The 16,369-nt window shown below is 69.4% G+C and carries 18 protein-coding genes; 10 read left to right on the top strand and 8 right to left on the bottom strand.

Translation table 11 applies throughout. The features are described from left to right. Together EFK10_RS14425 and EFK10_RS14420 are read right to left on the bottom strand one after the other, a co-directional pair. A partial coding sequence (locus tag EFK10_RS14425; RefSeq protein WP_127356098.1) for an MFS transporter occupies nt 1-552 on the bottom strand: 552 nt, incomplete at its 3' end. A gap of 308 nt (nt 553-860) precedes the next feature. Next, on the bottom strand, nt 861-2,315 hold the full coding sequence (locus EFK10_RS14420; protein ID WP_127356097.1) for an NCS2 family permease: 1,455 nt from the start codon (nt 2,313-2,315) through the stop codon (nt 861-863). Nucleotides 2,316-2,522: 207 nt separating this feature from the next. Between EFK10_RS14420 and sigJ the strand changes: the two genes are divergently transcribed. The 3 genes from sigJ to EFK10_RS47405 are packed head-to-tail and all read left to right on the top strand — an operon-like array spanning nt 2,523 to nt 3,965. Continuing rightward, complete coding sequence (gene sigJ / locus EFK10_RS14415) at nt 2,523-3,437, top strand: RNA polymerase sigma factor SigJ (protein ID WP_127356099.1); 915 nt, start codon at nt 2,523-2,525, stop codon at nt 3,435-3,437. Continuing rightward, nucleotides 3,434-3,754: a cupin domain-containing protein gene (locus tag EFK10_RS14410; protein WP_127356096.1), complete on the top strand. Its 321-nt coding sequence runs from the start codon at nt 3,434-3,436 to the stop codon at nt 3,752-3,754. Before sigJ ends, EFK10_RS14410 begins: the two co-directional genes overlap by 4 nt. A gap of 49 nt (nt 3,755-3,803) precedes the next feature. Further along, a complete protein-coding gene (locus EFK10_RS47405) occupies nt 3,804-3,965 on the top strand; it encodes a hypothetical protein (RefSeq protein ID WP_164835995.1) in 162 nt (53 codons plus the stop codon). 3 nt (nt 3,966-3,968) lie between these two features. On the opposite strand, the gene EFK10_RS14405 is transcribed toward EFK10_RS47405, so the two are convergent. After that, on the bottom strand, nt 3,969-4,715 hold the full coding sequence (locus EFK10_RS14405; protein WP_127356095.1) for an SDR family oxidoreductase: 747 nt from the start codon (nt 4,713-4,715) through the stop codon (nt 3,969-3,971). A gap of 173 nt (nt 4,716-4,888) precedes the next feature. Here EFK10_RS14405 and EFK10_RS14400 point away from each other — a divergent pair, with 173 nt between their 5' ends. Continuing rightward, nucleotides 4,889-5,653, top strand: coding sequence for a GntR family transcriptional regulator (locus tag EFK10_RS14400; RefSeq protein WP_127356094.1), 765 nt, complete (start codon nt 4,889-4,891; stop codon nt 5,651-5,653). A 1-nt stretch (nt 5,654) separates the two neighbouring features. Here EFK10_RS14400 and EFK10_RS14395 read toward each other — a convergent pair whose 3' ends face one another. Both EFK10_RS14395 and EFK10_RS14390 read right to left on the bottom strand, forming a co-directional pair. Next, complete coding sequence (locus tag EFK10_RS14395; RefSeq protein WP_127356093.1) at nt 5,655-7,277, bottom strand: alpha/beta hydrolase; 1,623 nt, start codon at nt 7,275-7,277, stop codon at nt 5,655-5,657. Between the two features lie 144 nt (nt 7,278-7,421). Further along, nucleotides 7,422-8,579: an ROK family transcriptional regulator gene (locus EFK10_RS14390; protein WP_127356092.1), complete on the bottom strand. Its 1,158-nt coding sequence runs from the start codon at nt 8,577-8,579 to the stop codon at nt 7,422-7,424. 887 nt (nt 8,580-9,466) lie between these two features. Between EFK10_RS14390 and EFK10_RS52630 the strand changes: the two genes are divergently transcribed. From EFK10_RS52630 to EFK10_RS14370, 3 genes are all read left to right on the top strand, one after another. Further along, complete coding sequence (locus EFK10_RS52630; RefSeq protein ID WP_322973332.1) at nt 9,467-9,823, top strand: CAP domain-containing protein; 357 nt, start codon at nt 9,467-9,469, stop codon at nt 9,821-9,823. 401 nt (nt 9,824-10,224) lie between these two features. Then, the gene (locus EFK10_RS14375) at nt 10,225-10,764 is read left to right on the top strand and encodes a hypothetical protein (protein ID WP_127356090.1); all 540 of its coding nucleotides are present in this window, start codon (nt 10,225-10,227) and stop codon (nt 10,762-10,764) included. 143 nt (nt 10,765-10,907) lie between these two features. Continuing rightward, complete coding sequence (locus tag EFK10_RS14370) at nt 10,908-11,150, top strand: hypothetical protein (RefSeq protein ID WP_240677216.1); 243 nt, start codon at nt 10,908-10,910, stop codon at nt 11,148-11,150. On the opposite strand, the gene EFK10_RS14365 is transcribed toward EFK10_RS14370, so the two are convergent. The 3 genes from EFK10_RS14365 to EFK10_RS14355 form a co-directional block, all read right to left on the bottom strand. Next, a complete protein-coding gene (locus tag EFK10_RS14365; RefSeq protein WP_322973333.1) occupies nt 11,144-11,365 on the bottom strand; it encodes a uracil-DNA glycosylase family protein in 222 nt (73 codons plus the stop codon). The two genes, EFK10_RS14370 and EFK10_RS14365, sit on opposite strands and share 7 nt — an antisense overlap. Beyond that, nucleotides 11,362-12,792 (bottom strand): adenylosuccinate lyase, encoded by a 1,431-nt coding sequence (gene purB, locus EFK10_RS14360; RefSeq protein ID WP_407647076.1) that lies wholly within the window; start codon nt 12,790-12,792, stop codon nt 11,362-11,364. Before purB ends, EFK10_RS14365 begins: the two co-directional genes overlap by 4 nt. A gap of 65 nt (nt 12,793-12,857) precedes the next feature. Continuing rightward, entirely contained in the window at nt 12,858-13,475 is a 618-nt protein-coding gene (locus EFK10_RS14355) for a TetR/AcrR family transcriptional regulator (RefSeq protein ID WP_127356088.1), read from the bottom strand. 91 nt (nt 13,476-13,566) lie between these two features. Here EFK10_RS14355 and EFK10_RS50130 point away from each other — a divergent pair, with 91 nt between their 5' ends. The 3 genes from EFK10_RS50130 to EFK10_RS14335 all read left to right on the top strand — a co-directional run. After that, the gene (locus EFK10_RS50130) at nt 13,567-13,962 is read left to right on the top strand and encodes a DUF1348 family protein (protein WP_240677215.1); all 396 of its coding nucleotides are present in this window, start codon (nt 13,567-13,569) and stop codon (nt 13,960-13,962) included. A 367-nt stretch (nt 13,963-14,329) separates the two neighbouring features. Next, nucleotides 14,330-15,646, top strand: coding sequence for a PP2C family protein-serine/threonine phosphatase (locus tag EFK10_RS14345; protein ID WP_127356087.1), 1,317 nt, complete (start codon nt 14,330-14,332; stop codon nt 15,644-15,646). Between the two features lie 320 nt (nt 15,647-15,966). Next, nucleotides 15,967-16,369 (top strand): FAD-dependent oxidoreductase (locus EFK10_RS14335; protein WP_164835994.1); only part of this gene is annotated, 403 nt, incomplete at its 3' end.

The following is a 16,369-nucleotide window of genomic DNA, read 5'->3' as shown; positions in this document are numbered from 1 at the left end:
CACCGCACGGCGGGGCGCTCCCGCAGGCAGCCACCCGGCCGTCGGCAGCGCCACCAGCGCCCCGCCCGCGACCGCCGCGAAGGGCAGCCCGTGCCCGCCGCCGAGCCGGGGAAGCACCAGGTACAGCGCCCCGGCCGCCGCCGAGGTGGTCAGCAGGCCCAGTACGGAAGCCCGATGCGGTTCGGCCTGCGCGGCGATCCCGACGGCGGCCACCGCCGTCGCCGCACCGGAACCGAAGCCCCCGACGACGCATCCCGCCACGACCAGCGGGACGTACGCCGTGCAGGCGGCCACCCCGAAACCCGCCGCCGTCAGCAGCAGACCCACCCGGGCCAGCCGGGCGGCCCCGATCCGGTCCACCCGGGACGCGAAGACCGGCCCGGCGCAGGCCGAGGCGAGAAGCAGAGCGCTACCGGTTGCGCCGGCCTGTGCCGTACTGAGGCCGAGACCCGACGTCAGGCGGCTGACGATGACCGGGAGGAGGTAGGCGGCGAGATACCCGGCGGAGAAGACAGCGACCAGCGGCAGCATGGCGCGCGAGCGCGAGGACATGGGCGTTCCTGAGAGGTGATTGAAGGGCGAAAACAGGGTGGAGCGCCCATCGACGGACAGGAACGCGAAGCAATGAATATCAAGCGGGACGACCCTCCCAGAAGGGGGGGTTCCGAATGTTAAACCGGCCGTTGCCGGATCGATATAAAAGGGTTGCATGGCGGGTGGGCCGGCTCACGGCAAAGGCACGGAGTCGCCCGGGAACTCACGTTGGTCGTCGCTAGTTGGAGGAGGTACGGGCCCCGCACAGTGCGCGGCCCGGCCAGCGGCCCCGACCGGGCGCCCCCGTCCCGGTCGGGGCTCTTGCGTTACTTCACGCCGAGGGCCTGCTCGATCGGGTCGATCGCGAAGTAGACCACGAAGAGCGCCGAGGTCGCCCATAGCAGCCAGTGCACCTCGCGAGCCTTGCCGAGCACCGTCTTGAGGACGACGTACGCGATGAAGCCCGCGCCGATGCCGTTGGTGATGGAGTAGGTGAAGGGCATCACGGCGATCGTCAGGAAGGCCGGGATGGCGATCTCGTAGCTGTCCCAGTTGATGTTCTTGACCTGAGTGATCATCAGGAAGCCCACCGCGACCAGCGCGGGAGCCGCCGCCTGCAGCGGCACGATGGTCAGCAGCGGGCTCAGGAAGAGCGCCACCGCGAACAGCGCGCCGGTGACCACATTGGCGAAGCCCGTACGGGCGCCCTCGCCGACGCCGGCCGCGGACTCGATGAAGGCCGTGTTGGACGAGGACGAGGCCGCGCCGCCCGCGACGGCCGCCGCGCCGTCGATCAGCAGCACGCGGCCGAGGTTCGGGACCTTGCCGTCCTTGTCCAGCAGCCCGGCCTCGGCGGTGATGCCGACGACCGTGCCCATGGTGTCGAAGAAGTCCGACAGGATCAGGGTGAAGACCAGCAGCACTACGGTGATCGCGCTTACCTGGCCGAACGCCCCGAAGATGCTGAAGTGGCCGAGCAGCCCGAAGTCCGGGGCCGAGAAGATGTCGGTCGGGACCTTCGGGGTCGTCAGACCCCAGCTCTTGATGTTCGCGACCGAGTTGATGACGATCGCCAGCACGGTCATCGCCACGATGCTGATCAGGATCGCGCCCTTGACCTTGCGTGCCATCAGCGCGACGGTCAACAGCACACCCAGGCAGAACACCAGCACCGGCCAGCCCGACAGCGCTCCGCTCCCGCCCAGTTGCACCGGCACCGTGGTGTTGGACGCGTCCGGGATACGGGACACGAACCCGGCGTCGACAAAGCCGATGAAGGCGATGAACAGACCGATGCCGACACTGATCGCCTGCTTGAGCGCCTGCGGGATCGCGTGCATCACCGCTTCGCGCAGCCCCGAGACGACCAGTACGCAGATGACCAGGCCCTCCAGGACCACCAGGCCCATCGCGTCGGCCCAGCTCATCAACGGTGCTATCTGGAACGCCACCACCGCGTTCAGGCCGAGGCCCGCCGCGATCGCCAGCGGCAGATTGCCGCCGACGCCCATGATCACCGTCATCACCGCCGCGACCAGCGCCGTGGCGGTCAGCAGCTGCGGAGTGGACAGCGCATGGCCGAACTTGTCCTTGGCGCTCCCCAGGATGATCGGGTTGAGGACGAGGATGTACGCCATGGTGAAGAACGTGGCGAAGCCGCCGCGTATCTCACGAGGGAAGGTCGAACCCCGCTCCGAAATCCGGAACCACCGGTCGAGCGGCCCACCTCCGGGGGGCCCTGCTGAGGAAAGCTCGGTCTTGACTGCGACCTGTCCGGACATCGCGCTCCTAGAAGTTCAACAACCTGTAGAACGAAGGGATTCTGGGCCCTGGCCGATATGCGCGGGATTTCTGCGGTGTTACGGGTGTGATTCGTCTCCCGGGTGCGATGTGACGCGTTTCCGGCCGATCGAGGGTGGCCCATACCCGTCCGTCGAAGCCGCGAACCGGCGCGCGGGCGGGGCCCGGAGGATGTGAGGATGGGAGCTGTGACCGACGACATCGCGGCAGACGTCTTCGAGGAACACCGGCAGATCCTGACCGGCGTTGCCTACCGTATGCTCGGCCGCTTCGCCGACGCCGAGGACGTCGTCCAGGAGGCCTGGCTGCGCTGGGCCGACGCCGACCACGACGACGTACGCGACCCCCGCGGCTACCTCGTGACCATCACCACGCGCCTCGCCATCGACCGGCTCCGCCATGTCCAGTCACGCCGCGAGACCTACACAGGACCCTGGCTCCCCGAGCCGGTCGCCACCGACTTCGAGCACACCGTCCCCGACGCGGCCGAGCGCGTCGCGCTCTCCGAGTCCGTCTCCCTGGCGATGCTGGTCCTCCTCGAGTCCCTTTCCCCGCTGGAACGCGCCGTGTTCGTCCTCCGCGAGGCCTTCGGCTTCCCCTACGCGGACATCGCCGCCACCCTCGACCGCGCCGAACCCGCCGTACGGCAGCTCGCCGGCCGCGCCCGCCGCCACGTCGAGGAACGCCGCCCCCGCTACGACGCCGACCCCGCCGAGACCGCCCAGCTCACCGAACGTTTCCTCGCCGCGGCCGTAGGAGGCGACCTGGGAGGACTGCTGGCGATGCTCGCCCCGGACGTCCGCCTCATCGGCGACGGCGGCGGCGTCCAGAAGGCCCCGCTGCGCGTCATCGAGACCGCCGACAAGGTCGGGCGTTTCCTGCACGGTATCGGCCGCCAGTCCGTCCCCGAACCCGGCTTCGCGCTCCGGGAGATCAACGGCGCACCGGGGCTGCTCGTCATCTCACAGGGCAGGCCGCACACCGTACTCGTGCTCGAGGTCACCGACGGGCTCGTCACGACCGTCTACATCCTCACCAACCCCGAGAAGCTCGGCGGCGTCATGTCACAGCACCCGGACGCCGATCCGTCCCCCAAGGTATGAGTGGCGTCGAGGAGTTCAGGCTGCGGGACAACGCGCTGGTCACCGTCCTGCGCAGCGGCAGGGACAACGGCGGTCGGCTGCTGGAGATCGAGAGCACATTCCCGCCCGGCGTGGCCGGGCCACCCGCCCAGGTGCACAGCAGGGAGACCGAGGAATTCACCGTCCTCGACGGGCGGTTGTGGGTGTGGATCGGCAGGCGGCGGCTCCACCTGGAGCAGGGGGAGAGCGCGAGTATCCCGCCCGGGACGGTGCACGCCTTCGCCAACCGCTCCGACGCACCCGTCACCTTCCGGGCCGTCTCCACCCTCCCCCCGTAGCCCCTTCGGGGCATGGGAGGTACCTTTCCCAGCCGGAATCCTGGAGCAGATGGTGCGGCTTCAGGCCCAGGCCGGCCGCACCCCGCTGCTGCGCATCGCGCGGCTCAACCAGGGCGAGGACCAGACCTCCTTCCTTCCCGGCCTGCCGCGACCGGCCCAGCGGCTGCTGTGGAACGCTCTCCTCACCCGGGAGCCCCGACGGCTCGAGTGACGCCTACCGCCCTCCGGCGACGCGCAGCACCGTTCCCGTGGTGTAGGACGCCTCCGGAGACAGCAGCCAGTCCACCGCCGCCGCAACCTCGTCCGGCTCGCCCGGACGCCCGAGCGGGACGCCCGGCGCCATCCGGAACGGCCGCTCCGCGTCACCCATCGCCGCGTGCATGTCCGTGAGAATCACCCCGGGCTGGACCGAATTGACCCGAATTCCGTCCGGCCCCAACTCCTGAGCCAGGCCCAGCGTCAGCGTGTCGACGGCCGCCTTGCTCGCCGCGTAGTGCACGTACTCGCCTGGGCCGCCGAGAGTCGCCGCCCGCGAGGAGATGTTGACGATCGCCCCGCCGGCGCCCCCGTACCGCGTGGACATCTCACGGGCGGCCCGCCGGGCGCAGATCATCGCGCCCATCACATTGACGTCGACGACCCGCCGCATGATCTCGACCGGCGTCTCGGCGAAGCGCCCCAACGGTCCGGTGACCGCGGCGTTGTTGACCAGCCCGGTGACCGGGCCGAGCCGCTTCTTCACCGCGTCGAAGAGGGCGTCGACCTGCTCGTCGTCAGCTGTGTCGACCCGCACCACCACGGCCTCGCCGCCCGCCTCGCGGACCCGGACCGCGACGGCGTCCGCCGCCTCGCGATCACGTGCGTAGCCGATCCCGACACCGTGCCCCCGGTCGGCCAGACGCAGGGCGATCGCCGCACCGATACCCCGGCTCGCGCCGGTCACCACCGTTACCGCACTCATGGCCGAAACGTTATCGCGGTATACGAACACTCCGTGAACACCCGTCCCCAAAGTGCCACACTGCCCGGTTCGGGATCGAGGATTGGTCTTGACCAACCGGACACGACCCCCCTATGGTCGCGTATTAGTGCAAGGACCTTTAATAAAGAGCGGTTCGGAAATCGGAGGACAGGGTGGGGACCACGCAGCTCGAAACGGTGCCGGAACCCAAGTACTGGCACCTCAAGACCGTGCTCGCCGACGCTCTGGACTCCGAGTTCGCGGTGGGCGAGATCCTGCCCAACGAACGGGAGCTCGCAGCCCGCTTCGGCGTCGCCCGCGCGACCCTGCGCCAGGCGCTGGAGCAGCTGGAGCTGGAAGGCCGGCTGCAGCGCCGCCGCGGGGTCGGCACGACCGTCGCGCCGCCCCGTATGGGCGTCTCCGTCGGCCCGTCGCAGGGCGAGTGGCCCGGCGCGGGCGGCGACGCCTGGCGCACCATCGGCTGCGTGGAGGCGGCCGCCCCGGCCGCCGTGGCGGCGGCTCTCGGTACGGACCCGGAGCGGCCCGTGCACACCATCCGCCGGCAGCGCACGATGCGCGGCCAGTCCGTCGCGACCGAGCTGCTCTACGTCCCCTCGGACTCGGTCCCCGCGCTGCCCGGGAATCTCAGCCCCGCCGCCCACGCGCCCGCCGTGCTGCGGGAGTTGCACACGCTGCCGCTGGCCGGCGAGGATCGCGCCGTCGAGCTGGGCTCGGCACGCGCAGAGGACGCCAAGCAGCTCGACCGGCTGCCTGGCGCCCCCGTCCTGGTCGTCACCACCCGTTACGTGAGCGACGGCCGCGTCGTCGCCGTGGCGGTGGCGACCTACCGCGCCGACACCTGCCGTCTCACCTTCGGCGACAGCGGCGTGGAGATCACCCACCACGACGAGGACGAGCGCGGCCTGGCCGCCTCCTGACTCAGTAGTCGCGGCCCGAGTTCGCGTCCCGGGCACCGTGCAGGCCCGTCGGGACGGGCAGCGGGTGCCCGGCGCAGAGTACGTCGTGCGGGCCTGTGCGGCCGGTCAGCAGATACTGGTCGACGCGGTCGTTGAGGCACCGGTTGCGGAAGCTGATCAGCCCGTGCGAGCCGCGCCCCACCTCGGTGATCAGCCGCGACCCGGGCAGCCGGCGGTGCAGTTCGATCGCGCCGTGGTACGGCGTCGCCGCGTCCCGCTCGGACTGCAGGAGGAGCACCGGGAGCAGCCCCTCGCCGGGTGAGACCCGCACATCCATCGGGTACGACGACGGGACCGGCCAGGACGCGCACGGCAGGTTCAGGAAGGCGTTCGACCAGGTCTCGAAGGGAAACCTCTCCGCCAGCCGCGAGTTGCCCCGCTCCCAGGTGCTCCAGCCCCGCGGCCAGGGCGCGCTGCACTGCACCGCCAGGTACACCGCGTCGCCGTTCGCGTCGTCCTTTGCGGTCCTCGGGTCCGGGACGGCGGCGGCCGTCAGCGGCTTCGCGTCACCGCGCAGGTAGCTCGACAGCTGGTAGGCGAAGGGCACCCACTGCGTGTCGTAGTAGGCCGCCTGCTCCGCCCGTTCGTGCAGTTCGCCAGGACCGACCTTCCCGCCGACTGGGTGCTTGGCCAGCCGCCGCATCACCCGGTCGAAGGAGGCCTGCACCCGCGCGGGGGTCGTGCCGAGCCGGTAGACCTTGTTGTGCTGCGCCGCCCAGGCCCGCCAGTCGGCCCAGCGCGCTTCGAAGGCGATGTCCTGCTCCAGGTTGGTGCCGTACCAGATGCCGCGCGGGTCGGGGTCGACGACGCTATCCAAGACCATGCGGCGCACGTGCGACGGGAACATGTGCGCGTACACCGCGCCTACATAGGTCCCGTACGACACACCGAAGTAGTTCAGCTTCGGCTGGTGCAGCGCTGCCCGGATCACATCCATGTCCCGTGCGATGTCCGCCGTGGTCATGTGGCGGAGCAGCGCGCCTGAGCGCTTGAGGCAACCGGCCGCCTTCGCCTTCGCCTTGGCCCGCTCGCGCCTCTTCAGCGCCGCGCTGGGGTGGCGCGGATCCGGCGTCGGCGCGTGCTGGAACTTCGACGGGGCCTCGCAGGAGATCGGCGCTGAGTAGCCCACCCCGCGCGGGTCGAAGCCCACCATGTCGTACGTACGGGCCCTGGCCGCCCAGATCTGCTTGGTGGGCGTCGGCATGTCCGCCTGCCCGACCCGGGCGAACCAGAGCCCGGAAGCGCCCGGGCCGCCGGGGTTGAACACCAGGGCGCCCTGGCGTCGCTTGGCCGGGCCCGAGGCCCTCAGCCGGCTCACCAGCAGCGAGATCTTCGCGCCTTCGGGATGCCAGTAGTCCACCGGCACCTGGACCCGTCCGCATTGGATGGGAGCCTTGAGGTTGGTGCCGGTGGGGCAGGCCGCGAAGCTGATGCCCGCCGCCGCGGCCCGCTCGGCGGCCACGGTCACGCCCGCAGTCCGCACCTCGTCGAGGGCTGGGGCCGGCGTATAGGCGGCGGCCGGGGAAGCGGCCAGAGCCCCCGCCGCCAGGACTACGGACACACCGAGGATGACTGCTCGTCGCACGCGGGACGCCCTCTCACCGGCCGCGACCGCCGTACTGGCGGGCGCGACAACATAATCGCCAATGGGAGGGATCGTCGGCTGGTCCGACAAACCGGCAAAACAGCCATGCCGAAGAGAACCGTCAAGTTCCCCCGAATGCCTGGCTCAGCGCAGCGGGAAGGACGTACGCGCCACCGCGAACAGCTGCTCCTCGACATGGTCGAGCGCCAGCCGCAGCGCGCCCGTCGCGACCGCCTCCTGACCCAGCGCCGACAGCGTCACCTTCGGCGGCAACAGGATGTGCCGCGCCAACTGCTCGCGAAGCGGCTCCAGAACACCGTCCAAGCCCGCCGCCCAGCCGCCCACCACGACCAACTCCGGGTCGATCGCCAGCACCAGCGCGGCCACGTCGTGCACCAGGCGGCGCAGGAAGCGGTCCAGGGCCTCGCGCGCCTGGGCGTCGCCCTCCTTGGCGAGCGCGAAGACCCGGGCGACCGCAGGCTCGTCCAGCGGATGCAGCGGCTCGCCCGTGGTCGACAGCAGATGCTCCGGCGTCGCCTCCCGGCCCAGCAGATGAAGCGCCCCGATCTCCCCGGCTGCGCCCATGAACCCCCGGTGCAGCCGCCCGCCGATCAGCGCCCCCGCTCCCGGACTCAGCCCGGCCAGTACGAAGACCACATCGTCGGTGCCCGTCGCGGCGCCCTTCCAATGCTCGGCCACGGCCGCCAGATTCGCGTCGTTCTCCACCAGCACCGGACACCGGAAGGAACGCCGCAGCCGCTCCCCGAGCGCCAGCCCCGTCCAGCCAGGCAGGGCCGTGCTCAGCCGCACCACGCCGTCCGCCTGGATGATGCCGGGGCTCCCCACCCCGACCGCCCACAAGGTGCTCCGCGCGACCCCGGCTCTGCGCAGCAGCTCGGCGACCGTGCCGCGGATCCGCTCCAACCGGTCGTCCGCCGAAGCCTTTTCGGCCACCTCGTGCGCATGCGAGCCCACCATCCGCCCGCTCAGGTCCGACAGCACCGCCCGTACCTCGTGTGCGCCCACCTCGACGCCCAGCACATGCCCGGCCTCCGCATGGAAACGGAACCGCCGCGCCGGCCGCCCCTGTTTCCGCGCGTCCTGCGGATCCGCCGGCGCCTCCACCACCAGGCCCGACTCCGTCAGACCCTCGATGACTCCCTCGACCGTGGGCCGCGACAGACCTGTGCTCTGCACCAGCTCCGTCAGGCTGGGCGTCTGCGCGTCGCGCAGGGCATGGAGCACCACCGCGGAATTTATCCGCCTGAGCAGGGAAGGATCCCCGCCCGTGAGCCGGCCCAACGTACGTCCTCCCAGCTAGTCCCGTGTGTGGCCGGATCGTACCCGTCCCGGCCGCCCGCGGCGAGCTTCGCCCTCTCCTTGTTACTGACATGACGTCAACTGTCATATGATCGAGGTTTGCCGGGAACATCGATTCCGCCCACCGCTGGTGTGCGGATCGCAGCAGCGACCGCCTACCGACCCAAATCCCGGACATTGTGACATCCGTCATATCAAATGCGCCCTGAACGATACCTCTTAGTAGCTGCCACTCGGGGGGCATATGAGAATTATCGGTCGCGTGATGGACATATCTCCCATGCTGCGGTGGCAGGATTTGGCTCGCTCGACATTCGTGCCCAGTCACAGGGAACCCCAAGGTTTCTGACAGGTCCACAGATCCTGCCAGGGACTCCCGGTGCCGGAGCAGCACGCCCGTGCGTCCGTAGCAAGGCCTCTCTTCGCTACGAGCCCGGGTAGTACTCACGGCTCGTTGCCTGGGCGCGCAGCGCTCCCAAGAATGACCGGGCCGCAGGTCACCGCCGGTGGCCCTGGCAAACGGTCCCCTGTGGAGCGGACCGTACGGGAGCCGAATACCGACGCCGAAATACCGAGTGAGGTCCAGGATGAGCCAACACCGCAGGAAGCGGCACTACCGGAAGATGGCCGTCGTCGCGGTCGCCATAGCCGCCGTGGGCGCGCCCTCCGCCGCCATGGCTTGTATGAACCGGCAGGGCGATCCAGGCCCTCAGTCCTACGGCCGTTGGACGAGTGCGTCCTACTCCCACAAGTGGGCCCATGGGAAGACCAAGGCGAGTGCGAAGCCGACTGCGAAGCCGACTGCGACGCCGACTGCGACGCCGACTGCGACGCCGTCGCAGAACTCCTCCGATGCGACCGCACGCGTCATGGCGCTCGTCAACAGCGAGCGCAGCCAGGTCGGGTGCGCGCCGCTGGCCGTGAACGCGCAGCTGACGGATGCCGCTCAGAGCCACAGCGCCGACATGGCCGATGGCCAGACGATGTCGCACTACGGCTCCGACGGATCTGATCCGGGCACCCGGATCACGCGCGCCGGTTACATCTGGAGCACCTACGGCGAGAACGTCGCCTACGGCTACACCACGCCCGAGGACGTCATGGCCGGCTGGATGTCCAGCCCCGGTCATAGGGCGAACATCCTGAACTGTGCGTTCAAGGAAATCGGCGTCGGCCATGCGCAGCCCGGCGACTACTGGACGCAGGACTTCGCGACGGCCCGGTAGGCCTCAGCGCTGCGGGAAGGTGTACGTGTAGCCCGCAGCGTCCAGCCGGTCCAGCAGCGTGCCCAGTGCCTCCACGGTCTGCGACCGGTCGCCGCCGCCGTCGTGCATCAGCAAGACAGCGCCGGGCCTCAGCTCGGCGTTGACGTTGTTCAGGATGGCGTTCGTACCCGGGCGCTTCCAGTCTTGCGCGTCATCGGTCCAGCCGAGCGGACGCAGGCCGTGGTCGGCGGCGATGTTGCGGATGGCGGGAGAGGTTCGAGCTGCAGGACGCGCTGAAGAGGCTCAGCCTTCCGGGGACTGCGCCGGCAAGGAAGGATGCGAACGAGCTACTTGGCGTCTCGTTCTGCGACACCTGCGGACAGCGCATGTACGCGTCGCGGTACAAGGCTCGGAGCGGCGTCATGGTCGACTCCTTCCGGTGCAACGGTAAGGAGCACGAGAAGGGTCAGGCAGCCTTCAGCATCAACCGGGCCCCGGTGCTGGAATACGTCAGCGAACAGTTCCTAGCGCACATGGGGCCGTTCCGGCGGACACAGATCGTCCGGACGGCTGGCGTGGACCATACGGCGGAGATCGAAGAGCTTGCGGCTGACGTGATGGAGTTGTCCGGCCGACTCGTCCGCCTCCGCGGGCCCGCTGCTGACGCAGTAGAGCGTCAGGTTCAGGGGCTCTCTGACCGCCTGGAACGCCTGCAGGCTCAGCCTGTGATCCCGCCCCGTGAAAAGGTCGTAGAGCTGGACACCACGTGGGCTGACGACTGGCACGCTAACGAGGACTGGACTGCCCGACGGAAGATGCTCCTGGATGTCGGGGCGCGCGTGTGGGTGATGCCTGGGAACCGGTGGACGGCGAGGGACGACCGCCTGCGGTTCGAACTAGGCACGCACGTAGACCGCGAAGCGGAGGCATTGGAGGAAGCGCTTCATCAGGCGACTCTCTGACGTCGTCCAGTCATGGCAGAGGCCCCCCGGGGCGATTCCGGGGGCCTTCGTGCATCCGCGCTCAGCCCTCGTCGACGACGGACCACGGACCGGCCGATGGGCGCTCTGGAAGCTCCGCGTTGGGGCGTCGGAGGTACCAGCGGATGAACTCCCGGAGTACCTGCGGCCTGCAGGAGATCCACGCCAACCTCATTGACCGCCTCCAGGAGGCCAAGGACCAGGGCTGGCTCGGCGAGGTCGACGCGATCGAGGACAGCCTCGCCGCCGAACAGAGCGCGATGTCGCCGCGCGGCATACCACCGTCGATCTCGGCGTGCCTGATTTCCGGAGCAGTGGACGTCTTGATCCCGAGATGTGACGGTGGTGGTGCCGCTTCGCATCAGTAGCGTCTGTCGAGGCCCGCACCCACCCGATCGGGTGAAGTGCAGAGAAGGAGCACCGGCCAGAAGCGGTTGCCGGGGCGGGCGAAGTGGTGGCCGGTGGCGGCGGACAACACCCCGGGGTTGATGCCGCAGAAGAGGATCTGCAGGCCGCCCGCGACCACGTCGGGGACGGTGCGGTCGCGGGCGGCGAGCAGCTGCTCCCGCGTGGGAAGCGTCAGAGGATCGCCCCCGGGGAGTAGGCCGCCGCCTGCGGGTGGCGCTCGGCGACCTCACCGATCCGGCGGACGACTTCGGCGACCTGCTGGGCCGCGGCGCCGGTGAAGGAGAGCCGGTCGGCCATGAGCGCGTCGAGCTGGGCACGGTCGAGCGGGATGCGCTCGTCCTCGGCAAGGCGGTCGAGGAGCTCGTTGCGCTCGACGCCCTTCTCGCGCATGGCCAGGGCGGAGGCGACCGCGTGCTCCTTGATGACCTCGTGGGCGAGTTCACGCCCGACACCGGCCCGCACCGCGCCCATGAGGACCTTGGTGGTGGCCAGGAAGGGCAGATAGCGGTCCAACTCGCGCGCGATGACGGCCGGGAAGGCGCCGAACTCGTCGAGCACGGTCAGGAAGGTCTCCAGCAGCCCGTCGAAGGCGAAGAAGGCGTCCGGCAGGGCGACCCGGCGGACCACCGAGCACGACACGTCGCCCTCGTTCCACTGGTCACCGGCCAGCTCGCCGACCATCGAGGCGTAGCCGCGCAGGACGACGGTCAGCCCGTTGACCCGCTCGCAGGACCGGGTGTTCATCTTGTGCGGCATCGCGGAGGAGCCGACCTGGCCGGGCTTGAAGCCCTCGGTGACCAGCTCGTGCCCGGCCATCAGCCGGATGGTCTTGGCCAGCGACGAGGGAGCGGCGGCCAGCTGCACCAGCGCGGTGACGGCGTCGTAGTCCAGGGACCGGGGGTAGACCTGGCCGACGGAGGTGAAGGTGCGGGAGAAGCCGAGGTGGTGGGCGATGCGCCGCTCCAGCTCGGCGAGCTTGGCGGTGTCGCCGCCGAGCAGGTCCAGCATGTCCTGGGCGGTGCCGACGGGGCCCTTGATGCCACGCAGCGGGTAGCGGCCGAGCAGGTCCTCGACCCGCTCGAAGGCGACCAGCAGCTCGTCCGCCGTCGTGGCGAAGCGCTTGCCCAGCGTCGTGGTCTGGGCGGCGACGTTGTGCGAACGGCCGGCCATGACCAGCTCGGCGTGCTCGGCGGCGAGCTTGCCGAGCCGGGTGAGGACGGCCACCGTACGGTCGCGTACGTGCTCCAGCGAGAGCCGGATCTGCAGCTGCTCGACGTTTTCGGTGAGGTCGCGCGAGGTCATGCCCTTGTGGACGTGCTCGTGCCCGGCCAGGGCGTTGAACTCCTCGATGCGGGCCTTGACGTCGTGCCGGGTGACCTTCTCGCGCTCGGCGATGGAGGCGAGATCGACCTGCTCCAGCACCCGCTCGTAGTCGGCGATGGCCTGGTCCGGGACCTCGATGCCAAGGTCCTTCTGGGCCCGCAGGACGGCGAGCCAGAGGCGGCGCTCCAGGACCACCTTCTGCTCGGGGGACCACAGGGTGGCCAGCTCCGTCGAGGCGTAGCGGCCGGCCAGGACATTGGGGATGCGGGGCTTCGTCACGTATCGAGAGTTTACCCGTCCTCCAGGGCGGCTCATGACTGTCCACACAGTCCATACAGTCCAGGTCAGAGGCTCCCCGGCCGTCGTCTCACACAGGGTCTGTGAGACATCCGTGAGACGCTTTGATCACAACCCAAGACAGGCCCTAGTAGGAGAATGGCCGCGGCGCGGGCCTGACGGGCGGGTTCGGGGGATCCCGCGATGGCCGCCGTGGTGATGGCACCCTCCGCCAGCAGGGCGAGGTGGGCGGCCAGCTCCGGCGACCCGCCCGAAGCAGCCACCAGGCCGGCCAGGTACTCCTGGAACGCCTCCTTGTGGGTGCGGGTGACGTCGGCCACCACCGGAGAGGTGGATCCGAGCTCACCGAAGCAGTTGATGAAGCCGCAGCCGCGGAAGTCGTCTTCGCCGAACCACTGGTACAGCCAGTCGAAGACGGCCAGGACGCGCACTTCGGCGGGCCGGGTATCGACATAGCTGGCCAGCGCCGCCCGCCAGCGTGCGTCCCGCCTGCGCAGATACGCCTCCACCAGGTCGCCCTTGGAGGGGAAGAGCTGATAAAGACGCTTGAGGGAGACCCCGGAGGCCGAGCGGAGCTCGTCCATTCCCACCACCTGCACTCCACGGCCGTAGAACAGCTCATCGGCCGCGTCGAGCACTCGTGCCCGCGCCGTTTCAAGGTCCAAGACCCTTCCCCCTTGCATGAGAACCAACGTTCTCCTACAGTACAGCACAGAGCTAAGAACGATCGTTCTCCGAGTGGGGGAGAAGAGTGCCATGACCGACAAAAGGCCGCCCATACCGCCGTTCACCGAGGAGACCGCCCTGCTCAAGGTTCAGGCCGCCGAGGACGCCTGGAACACCCGCGACCCCGAGACGATCGCCCTCGCCTACACCGAGGACTCCCAATGGCGCAACCGTTGCGACGCCACTACCTCCGTGCTTACGTCGGGCAACGCCGCCCCGATGCACAGATCTCGGCCCAGTCGTCGGGCAATACGGACGGTGTCAGTTGCAGCGTGGCCGTGGCGTTCGCTGCGACCGGTAGAAGTCGCACACCTCCCTGATCAGGTCCGTGGTGACCGGGGCATCGAAGCCCATCCCTCACGCCTTGCTCCAGAACTGCGTGGGGTCATTGCGCATCGACAACACCACACCGCCTCCGATGCGTAGCACCTTCATACCCATCAACACCTGCAGGGCCTCGAGCGCACCGGCCTCGAGACCGCTCGTCCAAGGCCAGGAGCTGGTGGTCCAGCGTGGACCGCCACCGCAGTGTGATGGCCCTTGCTGGCATCGACGCCGACCCAAATTCGCTGCTCAGGCGTGCCCGTCACTCCGTTCCACCGTGACCGTATGTCTGTCTCCAGGCCCGAGGAACACTTCGCCGCCAATTCTTAACCGACGCTTCGCAGCTCTCAATCAGCGGTCGGAGCGTCCCGGAAGACCGGGCGGTCCCTCCCCTCGAGCCATCAACGGCAAATTCGCCATCAGCCACACCCGGTCCCCCGGACCGCCAACCATTCTTAGGGAATCCCTCATGCCTGTAATTCGCTCGCTCAGGCGTGTGATCACCCCGAAGCGGCTCTCCCAGCGGAGGCAGGAGGAGACACGGCCGTCCGAGGCGGCGCTCCTCACCCCGCTGTTGGTGATCGTGCTGGCCGCGGTGGCGGACATCCTCACCCCCCACCTGCAGTTCAACCGATTGTTGGGAGCGGCGCCGGCGCTGGCCGCCGCCATGTTCCCCGTGGCCGGTACGCTGGGCATCGGGCTGCTGGCCCTGACGGCCGACGTCGCCCTGTCCGCCGCCCGTCACGACCTGGGCCGGACACCGGCCAATTTCACCCTGCTCGCGATCACGGCCATCACCCTGGCCGCCGCGTACGCCAGCCGGGTACGGCAGCACCGGGAGCACACCCTCGTCCAGGTCCGCGCCGTGGCGGAAACCGCACAGCGGGTGCTGCTACGCCCGCTCCCGCCCCACCTCGCGCACATCGACGTCGAGGTGCTCTACCAGGCCGCCGCCGCACAGGCCCGCATCGGCGGCGACTTCTACGAGGCGATGCAGACCCCGCACGGGGTGCGGCTGATCATCGGCGACGTACGCGGCAAGGGGCTCCCGGCCGTCGAGGTCGCCTCGGTCATGCTCAGCTCGTTCCGGGTGCACGTGCATGGCGCGCCCGACCTGCCGTCCCTGGCGGGCCAGCTGGAGAGCACCATGCGACAGTACTGCGGGGACGTCCCCGACGAAGCGGAAGCGCTGGAGCGCTTCGTCACCATCGTGCTCGTCGAGATCCCCGCCGACGACCCCATCGCGCGCCTGGTCAACTGCGGCCACCCCCCGCCGCTGCTCCTCCACGACCGCGAAGTGCGCGAGGTAGAACCCAGCGCGCCGTCACCGCCCGTCAACATGGCCGACCTCCTCGGCGACCACTACCAGGTCGACACCATCCCCTTCACCACCGGCGACCGTCTGCTGCTCTACACCGACGGCGTCAGCGAGACCCGTGACACCACCGGGACCTTCTACCCCCTCACCCACCGCGTCCGACGATGGGCCGCGACCGCGCCCCGCCAACTCCTCGACCACCTCCACCACGACCTCCGCGCCTACGTCGCGGGCATCCGCGACGACGACCTCGCCGCCCTGGTCGCCCACCGCGTGCCACCGGACAACCTCGAGCCGCGAACGCAACTAGATCGCGCTGTCCTACAGCGCATCGACCGTCAGTCCGCCAGGTCGCCGCTGGGCGGCGCGGCCGGAAACCCGCTCAAGGAGGCGGCGGGCAGGAGGAGGATGTCCTCGGCGCGGCTCGCCAGGTCGCCGCAGCAGCCACATACGTCCAGCACGCTATAGGCGCTCGCCTGGATCTCGCTGACCACGGCACTGCGGGTGCCGACTCCCACTTGTGCGCGATGAGCCTGCGGTGCCACGCGAGCCCGGTCGCGGGCGTCACCGGGAACACCTGCGCCCACTGGCGTCGGGGATCAGCGAGGACAGCGCCGCGAACCACACTCGATCCGCCGGCTCGTAGCGCACTGGCGCGGTGAGTTGCCTGAGCAGCACCGCGTTTTCGGGCCGGGGCACCAACGAGACACCATATCCTCCGTGTGTCGCCCGCCGGCCCCGGCAACCAACAAGGGACGCCAACAGGTATCACAAATAGGAGTTTCATCATGCTGCCCACAGAAGCGGAAATCGTCGTTGTCGGTGGTGGGCCCACGGGCTTGGTCCTGTCCTCGGTGTTGCGCCAGGCGGGCCATGACGTTCTGACGCTGGATCGGCAAGAGGAGGGCGCCAATGCGTCGAGGGCTGCCGCCATTCACGCGAAGACCCTTGAAGTTCTCCGGGAGCTGGAGGTCACAGATCAACTGATCGCCGAAGGTGTGGTCGTCCCCACGTTCACATTCCGCGATCGCGACAAAGTCCTGACTCGTCTGGAATTCTCTTCGCTGCCAACCCCGTACCCGTTCGTGCTGACCCCCGATCCACCGGTTGGTGATCGCGGGTGGTCTGGGGTCGGAACGCAGAAGTGCCTCGTGACCTGCGATGATGGGAGTTCTTCAGGCTTCCAGCACG

Source organism: Streptomyces soli, from assembly GCF_003999195.1.
Taxonomy (GTDB): Bacteria; Actinomycetota; Actinomycetes; order Streptomycetales; family Streptomycetaceae; genus Actinacidiphila; species Actinacidiphila soli.
The sequence above is the reverse complement of the archived record's forward strand: the minus strand, read 5'-3'. Positions and strand labels throughout refer to the sequence as shown.